This is a genomic window from Delftia sp. SD018 (assembly GCF_017355445.1).
Lineage (GTDB): Bacteria > Pseudomonadota > Gammaproteobacteria > Burkholderiales > Burkholderiaceae_C > Comamonas > Comamonas acidovorans.
Genome location: NZ_JADDRN010000013.1, coordinates 147,926 through 166,507, shown reverse-complemented (window position 1 = coordinate 166,507; position 18,582 = coordinate 147,926). Strand labels below are relative to the sequence as shown.

At 65.4% G+C, this 18,582-nt stretch carries 17 protein-coding genes; all 17 read left to right on the top strand.

All coding sequences use genetic code 11. The features are described from left to right. The first annotated feature begins 1 nt into the window (after nt 1). Nucleotides 2-1,285 (top strand): flavodoxin-dependent (E)-4-hydroxy-3-methylbut-2-enyl-diphosphate synthase, encoded by a 1,284-nt coding sequence (ispG, locus tag INR38_RS15050; protein WP_012206818.1) that lies wholly within the window; start codon nt 2-4, stop codon nt 1,283-1,285. Nucleotides 1,286-1,469: 184 nt separating this feature from the next. Beyond that, a complete protein-coding gene (hisS, locus tag INR38_RS15045) occupies nt 1,470-2,729 on the top strand; it encodes a histidine--tRNA ligase (protein WP_216595210.1) in 1,260 nt (419 codons plus the stop codon). A gap of 70 nt (nt 2,730-2,799) precedes the next feature. Beyond that, the gene (locus INR38_RS15040) at nt 2,800-3,483 is read left to right on the top strand and encodes a tetratricopeptide repeat protein (RefSeq protein ID WP_207442301.1); all 684 of its coding nucleotides are present in this window, start codon (nt 2,800-2,802) and stop codon (nt 3,481-3,483) included. Between the two features lie 20 nt (nt 3,484-3,503). Continuing rightward, on the top strand, nt 3,504-4,661 hold the full coding sequence (gene bamB / locus INR38_RS15035; protein ID WP_207442388.1) for an outer membrane protein assembly factor BamB: 1,158 nt from the start codon (nt 3,504-3,506) through the stop codon (nt 4,659-4,661). A 15-nt stretch (nt 4,662-4,676) separates the two neighbouring features. Next, on the top strand, nt 4,677-6,023 hold the full coding sequence (gene der, locus INR38_RS15030) for a ribosome biogenesis GTPase Der (protein ID WP_012206814.1): 1,347 nt from the start codon (nt 4,677-4,679) through the stop codon (nt 6,021-6,023). A 102-nt stretch (nt 6,024-6,125) separates the two neighbouring features. Beyond that, nucleotides 6,126-6,377 (top strand): RNA chaperone Hfq, encoded by a 252-nt coding sequence (gene hfq / locus INR38_RS15025; protein ID WP_012206813.1) that lies wholly within the window; start codon nt 6,126-6,128, stop codon nt 6,375-6,377. Between the two features lie 67 nt (nt 6,378-6,444). Further along, entirely contained in the window at nt 6,445-7,659 is a 1,215-nt protein-coding gene (hflX, locus tag INR38_RS15020) for a GTPase HflX (RefSeq protein WP_012206812.1), read from the top strand. Between the two features lie 71 nt (nt 7,660-7,730). Then, a complete protein-coding gene (hflK, locus tag INR38_RS15015) occupies nt 7,731-9,125 on the top strand; it encodes an FtsH protease activity modulator HflK (RefSeq protein WP_207442302.1) in 1,395 nt (464 codons plus the stop codon). A 12-nt stretch (nt 9,126-9,137) separates the two neighbouring features. Further along, a complete protein-coding gene (gene hflC, locus INR38_RS15010; protein ID WP_012206810.1) occupies nt 9,138-10,028 on the top strand; it encodes a protease modulator HflC in 891 nt (296 codons plus the stop codon). Nucleotides 10,029-10,228: 200 nt separating this feature from the next. Continuing rightward, nucleotides 10,229-11,377 (top strand): ATP phosphoribosyltransferase regulatory subunit, encoded by a 1,149-nt coding sequence (locus tag INR38_RS15005; protein ID WP_012206809.1) that lies wholly within the window; start codon nt 10,229-10,231, stop codon nt 11,375-11,377. Nucleotides 11,378-11,416: 39 nt separating this feature from the next. After that, nucleotides 11,417-12,793, top strand: a complete 1,377-nt coding sequence (locus INR38_RS15000) for an adenylosuccinate synthase (protein WP_012206808.1) — start codon at nt 11,417-11,419, stop codon at nt 12,791-12,793. Between the two features lie 43 nt (nt 12,794-12,836). Beyond that, nucleotides 12,837-13,361 carry a phosphoribosyltransferase gene (locus INR38_RS14995; protein WP_012206807.1) on the top strand — a complete coding sequence of 175 codons (525 nt, stop codon included), beginning with the start codon at nt 12,837-12,839 and terminating at the stop codon, nt 13,359-13,361. 287 nt (nt 13,362-13,648) lie between these two features. Continuing rightward, nucleotides 13,649-14,776 (top strand): beta-propeller fold lactonase family protein, encoded by a 1,128-nt coding sequence (locus tag INR38_RS14990; RefSeq protein ID WP_347566757.1) that lies wholly within the window; start codon nt 13,649-13,651, stop codon nt 14,774-14,776. Beyond that, nucleotides 14,776-15,594, top strand: a complete 819-nt coding sequence (locus INR38_RS14985; RefSeq protein ID WP_043819097.1) for a polysaccharide deacetylase family protein — start codon at nt 14,776-14,778, stop codon at nt 15,592-15,594. Before INR38_RS14990 ends, INR38_RS14985 begins: the two co-directional genes overlap by 1 nt. Nucleotides 15,595-15,633: 39 nt before the next feature. Beyond that, nucleotides 15,634-16,614 carry a sterol desaturase family protein gene (locus INR38_RS14980; protein ID WP_012206804.1) on the top strand — a complete coding sequence of 327 codons (981 nt, stop codon included), beginning with the start codon at nt 15,634-15,636 and terminating at the stop codon, nt 16,612-16,614. A gap of 15 nt (nt 16,615-16,629) precedes the next feature. Next, nucleotides 16,630-17,529, top strand: coding sequence for an EI24 domain-containing protein (locus INR38_RS14975; RefSeq protein WP_207442305.1), 900 nt, complete (start codon nt 16,630-16,632; stop codon nt 17,527-17,529). Continuing rightward, entirely contained in the window at nt 17,526-18,362 is an 837-nt protein-coding gene (locus tag INR38_RS14970; protein WP_088164064.1) for a molybdopterin-binding protein, read from the top strand. The genes INR38_RS14975 and INR38_RS14970 overlap by 4 nt, the downstream gene beginning before the upstream one ends. Nucleotides 18,363-18,582: the final 220 nt, after the last annotated feature.

Below are 18,582 nucleotides of genomic sequence, written 5' to 3'. Positions count from 1 at the left end.
CGTGCAAGATCTCCCCATCACGCAGCAGCCGATAGCGATTGCCTCGCCGCTGCCGCGCAAGTCCCGCCAGGCCCGTGTGGTCTGGCGCAACAACGTCGTCACCGTGGGTGGCGATGCGCCTGTGCGCGTGCAGTCCATGACCAACACCGATACGGTGGACGCGGTCGAGACGGCCATTCAGGTGCGCCAACTGGCCCAGGCCGGCTCGGAGATGGTGCGCATCACCGTCAACACGCCCGAGGCGGCCGCCGCCGTGCCCTATATCCGCGAGCAGCTGGACCGCATGGGCGAGTACGTGCCGCTGGTGGGTGACTTCCACTACAACGGCCACCGCCTGCTCACTGAATACCCGGCCTGCGCCGAGGCACTGTCCAAGTACCGCATCAACCCCGGCAACGTGGGCAAGGGCGACAAGAAGGACAAGCAGTTCGGCCAGATGATCGAGGCGGCGGCCCGCTACGACAAGGCCGTGCGCATCGGTGTCAACTGGGGCTCGCTGGACCAGGAACTGATGGCCCGGCTGATGGACGAGAATTCGCGCCGCGCCCAGCCCTGGGACACGCGCCAGGTCATGTTCGAGGCGCTGATCTCCTCGGCCGTCGATTCCGCGCGCCTGGCCGAGTCCATGGGGCTGAACGGCGACAACATCATCCTGTCGTGCAAGGTCAGCGGCGTGCAGGACCTGATCTCGGTCTACCGGGCCCTTGCGCAGCGCTGCGACTATGCGCTGCACCTGGGCCTGACCGAAGCCGGCATGGGCACCAAGGGCACGGTGGCCTCGGCCGCCGCGCTGTCCGTGCTGCTGCAGGAAGGCATTGGCGACACCATCCGCGTCTCGCTCACGCCCCAGCCCGGCGAAGCGCGCACGCAGGAAGTGGTGGTCGCCTCCGAAATCCTGCAGGCCCTGGGCCTGCGCATCTTCGTGCCCAGCGTCACGGCCTGCCCGGGCTGCGGCCGCACCACCAGCACCACCTTCCAGGAACTGGCCAAGCAGATCGATGACTATCTGCGTGGCCAGATGCCGCTGTGGCGCATGAAGTATCCCGGTGTCGAGGCGATGAAGGTGGCCGTGATGGGCTGCATCGTCAACGGTCCCGGCGAGAGCAAGCACGCCAACATCGGCATCAGCCTTCCCGGCACGGGCGAGGCGCCCGCCGCCCCCGTCTACATCGACGGGGAAAAGGCGCTCACGCTGCGCGGCGAGCGGATTGCCGAGGAATTCCAGGCACTGGTCGAAAATTATGTGGCGCGCACCTATGGCGCCACCGCCGCTGCACCCGCCTGATCGGCTGCATCGAGCATTGCAGTTATTGCAAAATAGATAGCGCACCACGCTTTGCCTCATTGGCTCTCACGCGAAACAGGCGTTGAGAGTATGGGCGAAAAAAGCGGGGTCAGCGCCTGTTTCCGAGCATTCATCGAACGAGAACAACGTGGCCAAACCCGAAAAACTTTCCGCCGTCAAAGGCATGAACGACATTCTTCCCGCCGAGTCCGCTCGCTGGGAATGGCTGGAAGCGCAGGTGCGTGAATTGATGGCGCGCTTTGCCTACCGCAACGTGCGCACGCCCATCGTCGAGCATACGCAGCTGTTCGTTCGTGGCATCGGCGAGGTGACGGACATTGTCGAGAAGGAGATGTACTCCTTCGAGGACAAGCTCAACGGCGAGCGCCTGACGCTGCGCCCCGAAGGCACGGCCAGCCTGGTGCGCGCCACCATCGAGAACAATCTGCTGTACGACGGCGGCAAGCGCATGTGGTACATGGGCCCCATGTTCCGCCATGAGCGCCCGCAGCGCGGCCGTTACCGCCAGTTCCACCAGATCGGCGCCGAGGCCCTGGGCTTTGCCGGCCCCGATGTCGATGCCGAACTCATCATGCTGGCCGTTTCCCTGTGGAAGCAGCTGGGCCTGACCCAGTGGCGCCTGGAAATCAACAGCCTGGGCCAGCCTGAGGAGCGCCAGGCACACCGCCAGGCCCTGATCGCCTACCTGGAGCAGCACCAGGACGTGATGGACGAAGAGGCCAAGCGCCGCATGTACAGCAACCCGCTGCGCGTGCTGGACACCAAGAACCCCGCCATGCAGGACATGGTCAACGGCGCGCCGCGCCTGCTGGACTTCCTGGGCGAGGGCTCGCTGGCCCACTTCGACGGGCTCAAGGCCATCCTGGACGCCAACGGCGTGCCCTGGACCGTGAACCCGCGCCTGGTGCGCGGCCTGGACTACTACAACCTGACGGTGTTCGAGTTCATCACCGACATGCTGGGCTCGCAGGGCACCATCTGCGCGGGCGGCCGCTACGACTACCTGATCGAACAGGTGGGCGGCAAGAGCGCGCCTGCCGTGGGCTGGGCATTGGGTGTGGAGCGTGTGCTGGAACTCGTCAAGGAGCTCGGCACCGACATTCCCGCGCCCACGCTGCATGCCTACGCCATCGTCCCCGACGTGGCCGCCATGCCCGTGGCGCTGCGCACCCTGCAGCAGCTGCGTGAGGCCGGTGTGCGCGTGCAGATGCACGCGGCCAGCGCCGAAGGCATGGGCAGCATGAAGTCGCAGTTCAAGAAGGCCGATGCCAGCGGCGCGCATTTCGCGCTGATCTTCGGCTCCGATGAGCTGCAGCAGGGCCTGGTCACCGTCAAGTCGCTGCGCGACGGCGCGGGCCAGCAGGTGCAGCAAGCCCTGGCTGATGCGGCCCAATGGGCTGCCACCCTACAATCGGCGGTTTGACCAGCATCCGCAGCTTTTCAAGCGACCGCTCCAGCGGCGACCTCCATACATAAAGCGACACAGGCGATCCATGGCAAACCATTTCGATCTCGAAGAACAAGAGCAGATAGAGCAGCTCAAGCATTTCTGGAATACCTGGGGCACGTTGATCACCGGCGTGCTCGTGGTCATCTTCGTCGGCTTTGCCGGCTGGAATGGCTACCAGTACTGGGAAAAGCGCCAGGCCACGCAGGCTGCCGCTCTGGCGCATGCCGTTGACGTGGCGCTGGCTGGCAAGGACGCGGCGCGCGCCGGCCAGGCCTTCGCCGATCTCAAGGACAAGTACGCCGGCACCACGCAGGCGGCCCAGGCCGGCCTGCTGCTGGCCAAGGCTGCAGTGGACGAAGGCAAGCTCGATGACGCCAAGGCAGCCCTGAGCTGGGTGGCCGACAAGGGCGACGAAGGCTACAAGGCCCTGGCCAAGCTGCGCCTGAGCGCCGTGCTGGAGCAGAAAAAGCAATACGACGAAGCCCTCAAGGCGCTGGAAGGCAGCATGCCCGAATCCTTCGCCGGCATCGTGGCCGATCGCCGTGGCGACATTCTTGCGGCCCAGGGCAAGCAGGCCGAGGCCATTGACGCCTACCAGCGCGCCCATGCCGCCCTGGACAAGGGTGTGGACTATGGCCGTCTGATCGAGTTCAAGCTCAATGCGCTGGGTGCTGAACCCACCGTGCTGGCACAGGCCAAGACGTCGACTTCGGAGAAGCAACCTTGAAAACCTCGACTGATCAATTGATGGCGATTTCGCGCCCGCGCGGCGTTGCGCGCTGGATGGCTCTGGGCCTGCTGGCCGGTGCCCTGGGTGGCTGCTCCACCGTGTCCTCGTGGTTCAGCAGCGACACCAAGCCCAAGCCCCAGGAGCTGGGTGCCAACCCCGGCCTGCTGGCCGTGCACCAGGCCTGGACCGCCAAGCTCGGCGCCGAAGTGCCGCTGGCCACCGACATCCATGTGCAGGGCGACACGCTGCTGATCGCTGCCAAGGACGGCAGCGTCACGGCCCTCGATGCACGCAACGGCAGCCAGCTGTCGCGCTTCACTGTTGGCGAGCCGCTGACCGCAGGCGTGGGCGGTGACGCCGAGCGCCAGGCCGTGCTCACGCGCAGCAACCAGGTCATCGTCTACTCGCAAGGCAAGCAGCTGTGGAAGCAGCCGCTGCCCGCAGCCGCCTACACGCCGCCTCTGGTGGCGGGAGGCCGCGTCTTCGTGCTGGCAGCCGACCGCTCGCTGGCCGCTTTCGATGCCGCCAACGGCCGCAAGCTGTGGACCGCGCAGCGCCCGGGCGAGCCCCTGGTGCTGCGCCAGCCCGGCGTGCTGATCGCCGTGGGCAACACGCTGGTGGCCGGCCTGTCGGGCCGCATGGTGGGTATCGATCCCGACACCGGCGCCGTGCGCTGGGAGGCCCCGCTGGCCAGCCCGCGCGGCACCAATGACGTGGAGCGCCTGGTGGACCTCGTGGGCCGCGTCAGCCGTGTCGGTGACAGCGTCTGCGCGCGTGCCTTCCAGGCTGCCGTGGGCTGTGTGGATACGCAAAACGCATCGGTGCGCTGGACCCAGCCGTCCAAGGGTGCCGATGGCATCGACGGCGATGGTGATTTCGTGTTCGGCGCCGAGAGCAATGGCACCGTCCAGGCCTGGCGCCGCGGCGACGGCTCGCGCGTGTGGTCCATCGACCAGCTGCAGCACCGCCGCCTGACGGCGCCGTTGATGCTGGGCCGCTCGGTGGTGTTTGGTGATGACTATGGTGTGGTGCACCTGCTGTCCAAGACGGACGGACAGGCGCTGGCACGATTGAAGACGGACGACTCCGGCGTGGCCTCGCCCCCGGTATCGGCTGCCAATACGCTGGTGGTGGTAAGCCGCAGCGGAACTGTGTACGGCTTCAGGCCGGATTGATAGGTATTTTCGGGAATGAAGCCAGTTATTGCCCTGGTAGGGCGACCCAATGTGGGCAAATCGACGCTGTTCAATCGGCTGACCAAGTCGAGGGATGCAATCGTCGCGGATTTCGCGGGCCTCACGCGTGACCGCCACTATGGACAGGGCCGCCAGGGTAAGCACGAGTACATCGTGATCGATACCGGCGGTTTTGAGCCAGATGCATCCAGCGGCATCTTCAAGGAGATGGCGCGCCAGACGCAGCAGGCTGTTGCCGAGGCTGACGTCGTTGTCTTCGTTGTCGATGCGCGCCTGGGCATGTCCGCCCAGGACCACGACATCGCCAAGTACCTGCGCCGGCTGGGCAAGCCCTGCGTGCTCGTGGCCAACAAGGCCGAGGGCATGAAGGAAGGCGTGCAGCTGACCGAGTTCTACGAACTGGGCCTGGGCGATGTGCTGCCGGTTTCCGCGGCACACGGGCAGGGCGTGCGCGACCTGCTCGACCTGGCCCTGGGCCAGCTCAACCTGCCCGAGCCCGAGGAAGATGACCCCTTCGACGATGTGGCCCAAAAGCCCATCCGCCTCACCGTGGCAGGGCGCCCCAACGTCGGCAAATCCACGCTGATCAACACCTGGCTGGGTGAGGAGCGACTGGTCGCCTTCGACATGCCGGGCACCACGCGCGACGCCATCTCGGTGCCCTTCGAGCGCGCCGGTCAGAAGTTCGAGCTGATCGACACGGCAGGCCTGCGCCGCAAGGGCCGGGTGTTCGAGGCCATCGAGAAGTTCTCCGTGGTCAAGACGCTGCAGGCCATCGAAAGCGCCAACGTCGTGCTGCTGCTCATCGATGCCACGCAGGGCGTGACCGACCAGGATGCGCACATTGCCGGCTACGTGCTGGAAAGCGGCCGTGCCGTGGTGCTGGCCGTGAACAAATGGGATGCGGTGGACGACTACCAGCGCCAGATGCTGGAGCGCTCGATCGAGACGCGCCTGTCCTTCCTCAAGTTCGCTCCCATGCATTTCATCTCGGCGGAAAAGCGCCAGGGCCTGGGTCCGCTGTGGAACTCCATCATCCAGGCGCACAAGGCTGCCACCTGCAAGATGCCCACGCCGGTGCTCACGCGCCTGCTGATGGAGGCCGTACAGTTCCAGACGCCCAAGAAGACGGGCATCTACCGCCCCAAGATGCGCTATGCGCACCAGGGTGGCATGAACCCTCCGGTCATCGTCATACACGGCAATTCGCTCGAGCATGTGACGGAGGCCTACAAGCGCTTCCTCGAAGGGCGATTCCGGAAGGAATTCAATTTGGTCGGCACGCCGTTGCGGATCGAGTTGAAAACCTCTCATAATCCTTTTGCCGACAAGGACAAGTAACAAGCTACGGGATTTCGGGAAAACCCTTGTGCGAACAAGGGCCCCAAAACACTGTGGTAAGGTGTCGGTTTACAACAACACTCTTCGAACACGGAGAATATCGTGAGCAACAAAGGCCAACTCCTCCAAGACCCGTTCCTGAACGCGCTTCGCCGCGAACATGTTCCGGTGTCCATCTACCTCGTCAACGGCATCAAGCTGCAAGGCCAGATCGAATCCTTCGACCAGTACGTGGTTCTGCTTCGCAACACCGTCACGCAGATGGTTTACAAGCACGCCATCTCCACCATTGTTCCCGGCCGCGCCGTGAACTTCTCCACGGCCGAAGCTGCCGGCAGCGACGCCAGCGCTTGAGCTCGCTGCGCCCTGATGCCTCCCCGCACCGCCGGGGAGCTTCCTCACCCTTCGGGAGAGGTTTTTCTTGAGTTCTGAATCTTTTGACCGGTCCACGCCAACGCCAGTGCTGCTGGTGGGCGTGGATTTCGGCTTTCCCCATTTCGATGGCGAGTTGGAAGAGCTGGGCCTGCTGGCCGGCACGGCCGGCCTGCGTCCCGTTGCACGCCTGACCTGCAAGCGCAAGGTGCCCGATGCGGCGCTGTTCGTGGGCAGTGGCAAGGCTGACGAAATCCGCATGCTCGCCCAGATGCACGGTGCCCAGGAAGTGCTGTTCGACCAGGCCCTGAGCCCGGCCCAGCAGCGCAATCTGGAACGCCATCTGCAGATGCCGGTCAACGACCGCACTTTGCTGATCCTGGAGATCTTCGCCCAGCGCGCGCGCAGCCATGAAGGCAAGCTGCAGGTGGAACTGGCGCGCCTGCAATACGTGGCCACGCGCCTCGTGCGGCGCTGGACCCACCTGGAGCGGCAGATGGGCGGCATCGGCGGCCGTGGCGGTCCTGGCGAAAAGCAGATCGAGCTGGACCGCCGCATGATCGACGAGTCGATCAAGCGCACCAAGGAGCGGCTGCAGAAGGTCAAGAAGCAGCGCGCCACGCAGCGTCGGCGGCGCGAGCGCCATGGCATCTTCAATATCTCTCTGGTTGGCTACACCAACGCCGGCAAGTCCACGCTGTTCAATGCGCTGGTCAAGGCGCGCGCCTATGCGGCCGACCAGCTGTTCGCCACGCTGGATACGACCACGCGCCAGCTGTACCTGAATGAAGCCCAGCAATCGGTGTCCCTGTCGGATACCGTGGGGTTCATCCGCGACCTGCCGCACGGCCTGGTCGATGCATTCCAGGCCACGCTGCAGGAGGCGATCGATGCCGATCTTCTGCTGCATGTGGTCGACGCCTCCAATCCGAATTTCCCAGAGCAAATCCAACAAGTCCAGAAAGTTCTGAAGGAAATCGGTGCCCAGGAGGTGCCTCTGGTACTGGTTTTCAACAAATTGGACGCCGTCGATCCGGAGCGGCTTCCAGCGCAGTTGCAGGACCAGTACGAGCTTGACGGGCTGCCTGTTTCACGGGTGTTCGTCAGCGCCCGCTCCGGCGAGGGGCTGCCGCAGCTGCGGCAGTTGCTGGCCGAGCATGCGCTGCGCGCGGAGGCGGAACACGCCGAAGCGCACGGTGGTGATGAGCGGGATCAGGAGGAGGTGGATGGCGCGATGCCCCCTGGGCAGGACGCCGAATACTAGGGGCTAGCGCCCTGATTGGGCAAAATGCCGATTGGGTCCCTGTCTTTACCGAAGAAACCGAGACTTCTCGCATGAATCTTTCACAACGCGCCCATCGCTGGGCGATGCTGCCGCAGCGCCTTCGCGGGATGTTCAACCTGAATGATCCGCGATGGGGACGTGGCGACGACAAGAACGACGATGCTTCGCGCCCCGATGCCGACCGTCCCGCGCCGCCGCCCCCGCCTGCGGAACCTGCACGCGACAACCGCGACAGCCGTGACAACCGCCCCTCGTCGGGCGTCGGCCAGCCGCCTGATCTGGATGAGCTGTGGCGCGACCTCAACCGCAAGCTCTCGGGCCTGTTCGGCGGCAAGCCGGGCGGCGGCCGTGGCCAGCCTCCCATCCGCAATGGCGGCGGCAGCCAGCCGCCGGACATGCGCAGCGCCGGCATGGGCGTGGGCCTGATCGCCGGCATTGCCTTCATCATCTGGATGGGCACGGGCATCTTCATCGTCCAGGAAGGCCAGCAGGCCGTCATCACCCAGTTCGGCAAGTACAAGAGCACGGTGGGCGCCGGCATCAACTGGCGGCTGCCGTACCCGATCCAGCGCCATGAACTGGTCTTCGTGACGCAGATCCGTTCGGCCGACGTGGGGCGCGACACCATCATCAAGAGCACGGGCCTGCGCGAGTCGGCCATGCTCACCGAGGACGAGAACATCGTCGAGATCAAGTTCGCCGTCCAGTACCGTCTGAGCGACGCGCGCGCCTGGCTCTTCGAGAGCAAGAACCCGTCCGAAGCCGTGGTCCAGGCCGCAGAGACTGCCGTGCGCGAAGTCGTCGGCAAGATGAAGATGGATACGGCGCTGGCCGAGGAGCGCGACCAGATCGCCCCGCGCGTGCGCGACCTGATGCAGACCATCCTGGACCGCTACAAGGTGGGCGTGGAAGTCGTGGGCATCAACCTGCAGCAAGGTGGCGTGCGTCCGCCCGAGCAGGTTCAGGCCGCCTTCGACGACGTGCTGCGTGCCGGCCAGGAGCGTGAGCGTGCCAAGAACGAAGCGCAGGCCTACGCCAACGACGTGGTGCCGCGCGCAGCCGGCTCGGCAGCGCGCCTGCTGGAAGAGTCCAACGGCTACAAGGCCCGCATCGTGGCCCAGGCCCAGGGTGATGCGCAGCGCTTCAGCTCGGTGTTCACCGAGTACCAGAAGGCTCCCCAGGTCACGCGCGACCGCATGTACCTGGAAACCATGCAGCAGATCTACGGCAACGTGACCAAGGTGCTGGTGGAATCGCGCCAGGGCTCCAACCTGCTGTACCTGCCGCTGGACAAGATCATGCAAGGCGTGAGCGGCAATGTGCCGGCAGCCGACAGCTCGGCGGCCCCCAGCACCCAGGCGCCTGCGCCTGCCGCCATTCCCGGCCTTTCGAACGATGCGCGCAGCCGCGACAGCAGTCGCAGCCGTGACCGCGAAGCACGCTGAGGAGCAGCCCAAGTGAACCGAGTTGGATTTTTCATCACCAGCATTCTTCTGGCGCTCGCGCTGCTCAGCTCCATGCTGTTCGTCGTCGATCAGCGCCAGTTCGGCGTGGTCTATGCCCTGGGTCAGATCAAGGAAGTGATCACCGAGCCGGGCCTGAACATCAAGATGCCGCCGCCGTTCCAGAACGTGCGCTACATCGACAAGCGCCTGCTCACGCTGGACAGCACCGACACCGAGCCCATGCTCACTGCCGAAAAGCAGCGCGTGGTCATCGACTGGTACGTGCGCTGGCGCATCTCCGATCCGTCGGAGTACATCCGCAATGTGGGCCTGGACGAGTCGGCCGGCGCCATGCAGCTCAACCGCGTGGTGCGCAATGCCTTCCAGGAGGAAATCAACCGCCGCACCGTGCGCGAACTGCTGTCCAGCAAGCGCGATGCGCTTATGAACGACGTCAAGCGCGAAGTGCTGGAGACCGTGCGCGGCGCCAAGCCCTGGGGCGTGGACGTGGTGGATGTGCGCATCACGCGCGTGGACTATGCCGAGACGATCACGGAATCGGTCTACCGCCGCATGGAAGCCGAGCGCAAGCGCGTGGCCAACGAGCTGCGCTCCACCGGCGCCGCCGAAGGCGAGAAGATCCGCGCCGAGGCCGATCGCCAGCGCGAGATCACCATCGCCAATGCCTACCGTGATGCCCAGAAGATCAAGGGCGAGGGCGATGCCGAGGCCGCCCGGACCTACGCCGAGGCCTTTGGCAAGGACCCGCAGTTTGCGCAGTTCTACCGCAGCCTGGAGGCCTACAAGGCCAGCTTTGCCAAGAAGAGCGATGTGCTCGTGCTCGATCCTTCGCAGACCGATTTTTTCAAGGCCTACCGCAGTGGTGGAAGCTCTGGAAAATAAGCGCGCCTGAGCGGTAACGCCGCCCGGCCCCTGCACGGCGCCCCTGTTGGGGCGCCGTTTTTTCTTGCGCCGCCGCTGTCGCCCGTGCACCGAATCGATTCGGAATACCGAACACCCGCCGTGGGCCTTGGGTCACCCCCAATTTGGGCTGGCCCGCAACAGCCGGTAGAATCACGTTTTTAACAGCCTCCCCCTTTTCCATGTCTGCTTGGGTCCTGCCGGATCACATCGCCGATGTCTTGCCTTCCGAGGCCCGGCACATCGAAGAATTGCGTCGAGGCCTGCTCGATACAGCGCGTGGCTATGGCTATGAACTGGTCATGCCGCCCATGCTGGAGTACCTCGAATCCCTGCTCACCGGCACAGGGGAGGCGCTGGACCTGCAGACCTGCAAGCTCATCGACCAGCTGACAGGCCGCACCATGGGTCTGCGTGCAGACACCACGCAGCAGGTGGCCCGCATCGACGCCCATCTTCTCAACCGCAAGGGCCTCACGCGCCTGTGCTACTGCGGCCCCGTCGTCCATGCCCGCCCTGACCGCCCCCGCGCCACGCGCGAGCCGCTGCAGTTCGGTGCCGAGATCTACGGCCACCAGGGCATGGAAGCCGACCTGGAGGCACTGCACCTGGCGCTGGACTGCCTGCGCAGCGCAGGCGTCACCAACATCAATGTCGATCTGGCCGATGTGCGCATCGTGCGCAGCCTGCTGGCTGGCGTGATGGTGGACATGCAGGTGCTGCGCGGCGTGCACGCTGCGCTGGCCGCCAAGGATGCGAGCGAGCTCGAGCGTCTCACACGCGACTTCCCTGCCGCATCGCGCGAAGGCCTGATGGCCCTGCTGCAGCTGTATGGCGGCATCGAGGTGCTGGACCGCGCTGAGAAGCTGCTGGCCCGCACCGCAGGCGTGCAGCCTCTGCTGGACCAGCTGCGCTGGCTGGCGCAGCGCCTCGAAGGCGTGAGCGTGAGCTTCGATCTGGCCGATCTGCGCGGCTATGCCTACTACAGCGGCACGCGCTTCGCCATCTATGTGCCGGGTGCCAGCGATGCGCTGGTGCGCGGCGGCCGCTATGACGAGGTGGGTGCGGTCTTTGGCCGCAACCGGCCCGCCGCCGGCTTCAGCCTGGACATCAAGCAGCTCGTCGCCGTCGTGCCCGAGCGCCCGCTCAAGGCTGCCATCCGCGCGCCCTGGGGCGACGATCCCCAGGTTGCGGCTGCCATTGCTGCATTGCGCCGGCAGGGCGAGACCGTGGTCTGCGTGCTGCCAGGGCATGAAAGCGAAGTGGACGAATTCCACTGCGACCGCGAGCTCGTGCAGGTTGCCGGGCAGTGGGCCGTGCAAGCCATCTGACGCATTTGTCAATTTCTTCGGATTTCATCGGATTTGAATATGAAAGCTACCAAAGGTCGCAACGTGGTCGTGGTCGGCACCCAGTGGGGTGACGAAGGCAAGGGCAAGCTGGTGGACTGGCTGACCGAAAGCGCCCAGGGCGTGGTCCGCTTCCAGGGTGGCCACAACGCTGGCCACACGCTGGTCATCAACGGCGTGAAGACCGCACTGCACCTGATCCCCAGCGGCATCATGCGCCCCGGCGTGAAGTGCTATATCGGCAACGGCGTGGTGCTCTCTGCCGCCAAGCTGTTCGAGGAAATCGAAGGTCTGGAGAAGGCCGGCGTGCAGGTGCGTGACCGTCTGCGCGTGTCCGAAGCCTGCCCGCTGATCCTGCCCTTCCACTCGGCGCTGGACGTGGCGCGCGAAGCTGCGCGCGAGCAGGGCGGCACCGAGAAGATCGGCACCACCGGCCGTGGCATCGGCCCCGCCTACGAAGACAAGATTGCCCGCCGCGCACTGCGCGTGCAGGACCTCAAGTACCCCGAGCGCTTCGCCACCAAGCTGCGCGAACTGCTGGCTCTGCACAACCACATCCTGGTCAACGTGCTGGGTTCGAAGAACTTCACCTTCGGTGACGCGCTCAAGCCGTACATCAAGGATGGCGAAGTGCAATTCGACGCGGTGTACGAAGAGGCCATGCGCCATGCCGAGCTGCTCAAGCCCATGATGGCCGACGTCTCCCGCGAGCTGAACGCCGCGCACGCCGAAGGCGCCAACCTGCTGTTCGAAGGCGCGCAGGGCACGCTGCTGGACGTGGACCACGGCACCTATCCCTATGTCACCTCGTCCAACTGCGTCGCCGGCAATGCGGCTGCAGGCTCGGGCGTGGGCCCCGGCATGCTGCACTACATCCTGGGCATCACCAAGGCCTACTGCACCCGCGTGGGCGGCGGTCCTTTCCCCACCGAACTGGATTGGGAAAAGGAAGGCACGCCGGGCTGGCACATGAGCACCGTGGGCGCCGAAAAGGGCGTGACCACCGGCCGCTCGCGCCGCTGCGGCTGGTTTGACGCCGCGCTGCTCAAGCGCAGCGCCCAGGTCAACGGCCTGTCGGGCCTGTGCATCACCAAGCTCGACGTGCTCGACGGCCTGCAGGAACTGCTGCTGTGCGTGGGCTACGAGCTCGATGGCGAGAAGATCGACCTGCTGCCCATGGGCGCCGACGAGATCGCACGCTGCAAGCCCATCTATGAGTCCATCCCCGGCTGGACCGATTCCACCGTGGGCGTGACCGACTACGACAAGCTGCCGGCCAATGCCCGCCGCTATCTGGAGCGCATCGAGGAAGTGACGGGCGTGCCCATCGCCATGGTTTCGACCAGCCCCGACCGGGATCACACCATCCTGATGCAAAACCCCTACGCCGCCCAGTGAACCACTGGCGGCTGAACCCCAAGATTGAACCAGGAGCCATTCCATGCTGACGGAAGACGGTCAACACCTGTATGTGAGCTACGACGAATACCACGGACTGATCGAAAAGCTCGCGATCAAAGTGCACCAGTCCGGCTGGGAATTCGACACCATTCTCTGCCTGGCCCGTGGCGGCCTGCGTCCCGGTGACATGCTCAGCCGCATCTTCGACAAGCCGCTGGCCATCATGTCCACCAGCTCCTACCGCGCCGAAGCCGGCACGGTGCAGGGCCATCTGGACATCGCGCGCTTCATCACCACGCCCAAGGGCGAGATCGCCGGCCGCGTGCTGCTGGTCGATGACCTGGCCGATTCGGGCCACACGCTGAACGCCGTGATCGCCATGCTCAAGACCAACTACCCGCCGATCACCGAGCTGCGCAGCGCCGTGATCTGGACCAAGGGCCTGTCGGCTTTCACGCCCGACTACTCGGTGGACTACCTGCCGACCAACCCCTGGATCCACCAGCCCTTCGAGCACTACGACACCCTGCGTCCCGAAAAGCTCATGGAGAAGTGGAAGATCTGATCGCCACTGCGCCTTCGGGCGCATGCCAGCGAAGGGAGCCTGTCGGCTCCCTTTTTCGTTGTGGCGGGTATTTCCATGCGCCGTTGTCATGCCTTGATGCAAGTCATGGATTGGCGCGCTTGCCGCGATATCTCGGGCCAACGTCGCGCAAATGTCGGTTTTTTGCACAGCAGCAAAAGCCGATGCCCCAGAGCGTCCGAGGGGCTGATTGGCGCAGCTACACTGCGCAGATTCTCAGAAGGTGGTGCTTTGTGAAACGTCTTTCCGTCGGGCGCTTGAGCGCGGCTGTGGCTTTGGTTGTGGGCGGCGGTGCGCTGGCCTGGCTGGCCGTGGCATCCCTGCCCGGATCCAAATCGGCCCGCGCGGCCTCGGCCACGTCTGCTGCCGTGCAGGCGCAAGCCGCATCGGCCCAGGCGGCCGCCGTTCCTGCCGCGCCTTCCGTTCCCTCGGCTACGGCAGCTCCCGCGGCCCCGGTCGCGCGTGTCACGCCGCCACCGCAGACCCAGGGCCCCACGCCCATCTTTGTGCTCAACTCGCTTGATGCCAACATCAGCATCGTGGACCCGGTCACCTGGCAGGAGACGGCACGCATTCCCACGGGCAAGGAGCCGCATCACCTGTACCTCACGCCGGACGAGAAATCGCTGGTCGTGGCCAATGCGCTGGGCGACACCCTGACCCTGGTCGATCCGCGCACGGGCGAGGTGCAGCGCGTGATCCGCGACATCATCGATCCCTATCACCTGCGCTTCAGCCCGGACATGAAGTGGTTCGTCACGGCGGCCAACCGCCTCAACCACATCGACATCTACCGCTGGGATGGCCAGAACCCGCAGCTGGTCAAGCGCGTGCCCACGGGCAAGACGCCCAGCCATCTCTGGATCGATGCCAAGAGCACGACCATCTATTCCACCATGCAGGACAGCGATGCCCTGGTGGCCATCGACATCGCCACCCAGACCATCAAGGCCCGCGTGCCCACCGGCCCCATGCCGGCCGATCTCTATGGCAGCCCGGACGGCACCAAGCTGTTCATCGGCCTGACCGGCAGCGATGGCGTGGAAGTGTTCGACATCACCGGCTCCGAGCCGCGCAGCGTGGCCCGCATCAAGACAGCCGCTGGCGCCCACGCCATGCGCGCCGCCGGCGACGGCCGCCACCTGTATGTGAGCAACCGCGTGGCCAACACCATCAGCAAGATCGACATGCAGACCAACCAGGTCGTGGCCAACTACCCGGCACCGGGCGGCCCCGACTGCATGGACGTCTCCGCCGACGGCCGCTACCTGCTGGTCAGCTCGCGCTGGGCGCGCAAGCTGTCGGTGATCGACACCGTGGAAAAGAAGGTGGTCCAGCAGGTCAAGGTCGGCAAGTCGCCGCACGGCGTATGGACGCTGGCCCACGCGCAACGCTGATGGACCGCCGTCTCTTTGCGCAATCGCTGGCCGGTGCGGCGGCTTTCGGCCTGCTGCGCCCCGCCTTGGCGGCAGGGCAGGGCACAGGCTGTGCCAAGACCGTGTATCTGACCTTCGACACGGGCCACATGGGCATTGCCGACCTGGTGGCCGATGTGCTCAAGCGCCATGCGGTGCCAGTGACGTTTTTCGCGGCCAACGAGCCCACCCAGCAAGGCGATGGCAGCCTGGGCGAGACCTGGGCGCCCTGGTGGCGCGCACGCGCTGCCGAAGGCCATGAATTCGCCTCGCACACCTACGACCACATGTACTGGCGCGGTGATCTGCGCGCCTCGAAGAACGGGCCGGTCACGGGTTTTCGCGTGCGCCCCTCGGCAGGGCCTCGCGCCAACGAGAACTTCACGGTCGATGCGGCAGGCTATTGCGACGAGATCCGCCGATCCGCACAGCGGCTGCAGCAGATCACCGGACGCAAGCCTCTGCCGCTGTTCCGTGCGCCCGGCGGCAAGACCTCGCCCGCGCTGCTGGATGCCGCGCGGCAGGGCGGCTACATGCATGTGGGCTGGGCCAGCGCGGGTTTTCTGGGCGATGAGCTGCCCAGCGACCGCTACCCGAATGCGCAGCTGCTGGCCCAGGCGCTCAAGAACATCCGCAGCGGAGACATCCTGCTGGCCCATCTGGGCATCTGGTCACGCAAGGACCCCTGGGCACCTGCCGTGCTGGAACCTTTGATCACGGGCCTGCTCAAGCAGGGGTTCTGCTTCCGCACACTGCGGGAGCATCCCGACTATCGGGATTGGGTAGCAAAATTCGCATAGTGTCCGCGCGCGCAGCGCGGCGGGCGATGGGAGCGTGGTGTGGACTGGTGGATTCAGTGGTTCGGTAATGCGCAGCAGCGCCTGTTCGAGGGCGTTGTCCAGCCCCTGCTGTTCGGCCTGGGGCAGGCCAGCCTGCTGGAGGACGCCTATGGCGCCACGGGCTGGCTGCTGGTGGGCCTGCTGCAGATCTTCATCATGGTGGCGGTGATCGCGCCGCTGCAGTACTGGCGGCCCGTCGAGCCCGTCACCGACCGGCGCGCCATCCACGTGGACATCATCTATACCGTGGTCCACCGGCTGGGCCTGTTCCGGCTGGCCCTGTTCTTCACGCTGGACCCGCTGTGGGACGAGCTCATGGGCCGCCTGCATGTCTGGGGGCTGCCGAGCTTTCACCTCGACGGCGTGTGGCCCGGCGTCACCGACCTGGCCTGGGTCAGCCTGATCATCTACCTGCTGGCCTTCGACTTCCTGGACTACTGGATACACCGCGGCCAGCACAGCATCGGCTGGTGGTGGAAGCTGCATGCGCTGCACCACTCGCAGCGCCAGATGACGGTGTGGAGCGACAACCGCAACCACCTGCTCGACGATGTCATCCGCGACACCATCATCGTGCTCGTGGCCCAGCTCATCGGCGTGGCGCCAGGCCAGTTCGTGGCCATCGTGGCCTTCACCCAGCTCAGCGAGAGCTTCCAGCATGCCAACCTGCGCGTCTGGTTCGGCACCATCGGCGAGCGGCTGTGGATCAGCCCGCGCTTTCACCGCCGCCACCACGCCATCGGCATTGGCCATGAGCCTATGGCGCCCGTGCGCAACAAGAAGGCGCATGGCAACAACTTCGGCGTGCTGCTGCCCTGGTGGGACATGCTGTTCGGCACCGCCAACTTCGAGCTGCGCTTCGATCCCACCGGCGTGCGCGACCAGGTCCAGCCCAATGCCCAGGGCCAGCTGCGCGACTACGGCCAGGGCTTTTGGGCCCAGCAATGGCGTGGGTTCCTAAGGTTGATGGGTCGCGCTTGAGGCTGGGCTCGGGGTATGCTTGCCGGCATGGGCTTGCTACTCGATTCCTTCTGGCGTGCGACGGCGTATTGCCTGCATAAGCGGGTGATTGCATGGTCGCTGTTTCCCTTGCTGTTCATGGCCATCACGGCCTGGCTGCTGGGCTATTTCTTCTGGGCCGATGCCGTCGTCTGGACGGAAGGGGTCCTGCAGGGCGTGGGCTGGCTGCACACCGTCTGGTCCTGGATGGGCGTGCAATCGCTGCCCGAGCTGGTGGCGCCGGTGCTGGTCGTGCTCTCGGTCACGCCGGTGCTGGTCGTGGTCTCGCTGCTGCTGGTGGCGCTGTTCATGACGCCGGCCCTGGTCGAGCTGGTGGCCCAGCGGCGTTTTCCCGCGCTGGAGCGCAGGCAGGGCGCCACCCTTGTCGGCAGCCTGGTGTGGTCCGCAGGCTCTTCGCTGATTGCCTTGGTCGCGCTGCTGGTTTCGGTGCCGCTGTGGTTCGTGCCGCCCCTGGTGGTGGTGATCCCGCCGCTGATCTGGGGCTGGCTGACCTATCGCGTCATGGCCTTTGACGCGCTCTCTGCCCACGCCAGCAAGCCCGAGCGCCGCAGCCTGTTCCTGCGCCACCGCCTGGCGCTGATGCTCATGGGCGTGGTCTGCGGCTATCTGGGCGCGGCGCCGGCCATTGTCTGGGCCTCCGGCGTGGTCTTCATCGCGGCCTTCTGGATACTGATTCCGGTGGCCATCTGGATCTATGCGCTGATCTTCGCTTTCTCCTCGCTGTGGTTTGCCCACTTCTGCCTGGCCGCGCTGCAGCGCATGCGCGAGGAGGAACCGGCGCTGCCCGACACCCCCATCGTGCCCTACGCTCCCGACGCGCCGCTCGGAGCCGGCGCGGCCTCTCCCCCCTCCACCCCGCAAGAAAAGACCTCATGACCCTTCAAGTAGGCGCACTCATCATCGGAGACGAAATCCTGTCGGGCAAGCGTGCCGACAAGCACCTTCCCAAGCTGATCGAGCTGCTGGGCGCGCGTGGCCTGTCCCTGGCCCATGCCGAGTACGTGGGCGATGACAGGGCGCGCATCACCGACGCCCTGCGCCGCGCCTTCGCATCGCAGGCCGTGGTCTTCAGCTTTGGCGGCATAGGCGCCACCCCCGACGACCACACGCGCCAATGCGCGGCCGAGGCCCTGGGCGTGCCGCTGGCACTGCACCCGGAAGCCGTGGCCCTCATCCGCGAGCGCATGCGCGATGTGGCCACCGAAGAAGGCAAGCCCTACGAACCCCAGCGCGCCGACAACCTGCACCGGCTGCAGATGGGCAACTTCCCCGAAGGCGCGCGCATCATCCCCAACGTCTACAACAAGATCCCGGGCTTTTCCTGCTCGGGCGCAATGGGCAAAACGGGTGCAGCGGGCACCGTGCACTTCGTGCCCGGTTTCCCTGTCATGGCCTGGCCCATGGTCGAGTGGGTGCTGGAGCAGCGCTACGCCAAGCATTTCCACAGCACGGTGCAGCGGGAGCATTCGGTCATCGTCTACGGCGGCATGGAGGCCACGCTGACGCCGCTGATGGTGGCCATAGAGCGCGACCACCCGGGCGTCAAGGTGTTCAGCCTGCCCAGCGTGGATGATTCCAAGCACGGCCGGCACATAGAACTTGGTGTCAAGGGCGAAGCTGGTGCCGTCACCAAGGCCTGGCCCACGCTGCTGGAAGGTTTGCACTCATTTGGTGCAAGTCTTGGCCCTGAATTGGTGCGCAATATCTGATTTACGGGCCGGTCCCTGAATCTGCACCGATTTGGTGAAGATGCCGGGCGGTGGATCGAATGCCGACAGAGGCCTCAATGTCATCCACAAGCCCTTCCCAAGGCGGCAGAATCACGGGGCTGGCGCGCCAAGCAGGTGCCAGTCTGCAGGCATGCACTCAATGGATGCAGCCTGGCACGCAAACTGCTTAAGAGTATTTATCTTTTTTGATCAGCCAGAT

Coding starts and splice junctions, on each gene's coding strand:
- INR38_RS14970 (WP_088164064.1), top strand. CDS start 17,526: ATGACCCTTCAAGTAGGCGCACTCATCATCGGAGACGAAATCCTGTCG.
- INR38_RS15040 (WP_207442301.1), top strand. CDS start 2,800: ATGGCAAACCATTTCGATCTCGAAGAACAAGAGCAGATAGAGCAGCTC.
- bamB (WP_207442388.1), top strand. CDS start 3,504: ATGGCGATTTCGCGCCCGCGCGGCGTTGCGCGCTGGATGGCTCTGGGC.
- INR38_RS15000 (WP_012206808.1), top strand. CDS start 11,417: ATGAAAGCTACCAAAGGTCGCAACGTGGTCGTGGTCGGCACCCAGTGG.
- hisS (WP_216595210.1), top strand. CDS start 1,470: ATGAACGACATTCTTCCCGCCGAGTCCGCTCGCTGGGAATGGCTGGAA.
- INR38_RS14995 (WP_012206807.1), top strand. CDS start 12,837: ATGCTGACGGAAGACGGTCAACACCTGTATGTGAGCTACGACGAATAC.
- der (WP_012206814.1), top strand. CDS start 4,677: ATGAAGCCAGTTATTGCCCTGGTAGGGCGACCCAATGTGGGCAAATCG.
- INR38_RS15005 (WP_012206809.1), top strand. CDS start 10,229: ATGTCTGCTTGGGTCCTGCCGGATCACATCGCCGATGTCTTGCCTTCC.
- INR38_RS14985 (WP_043819097.1), top strand. CDS start 14,776: ATGGACCGCCGTCTCTTTGCGCAATCGCTGGCCGGTGCGGCGGCTTTC.
- hflK (WP_207442302.1), top strand. CDS start 7,731: ATGAATCTTTCACAACGCGCCCATCGCTGGGCGATGCTGCCGCAGCGC.
- INR38_RS14975 (WP_207442305.1), top strand. CDS start 16,630: ATGCTTGCCGGCATGGGCTTGCTACTCGATTCCTTCTGGCGTGCGACG.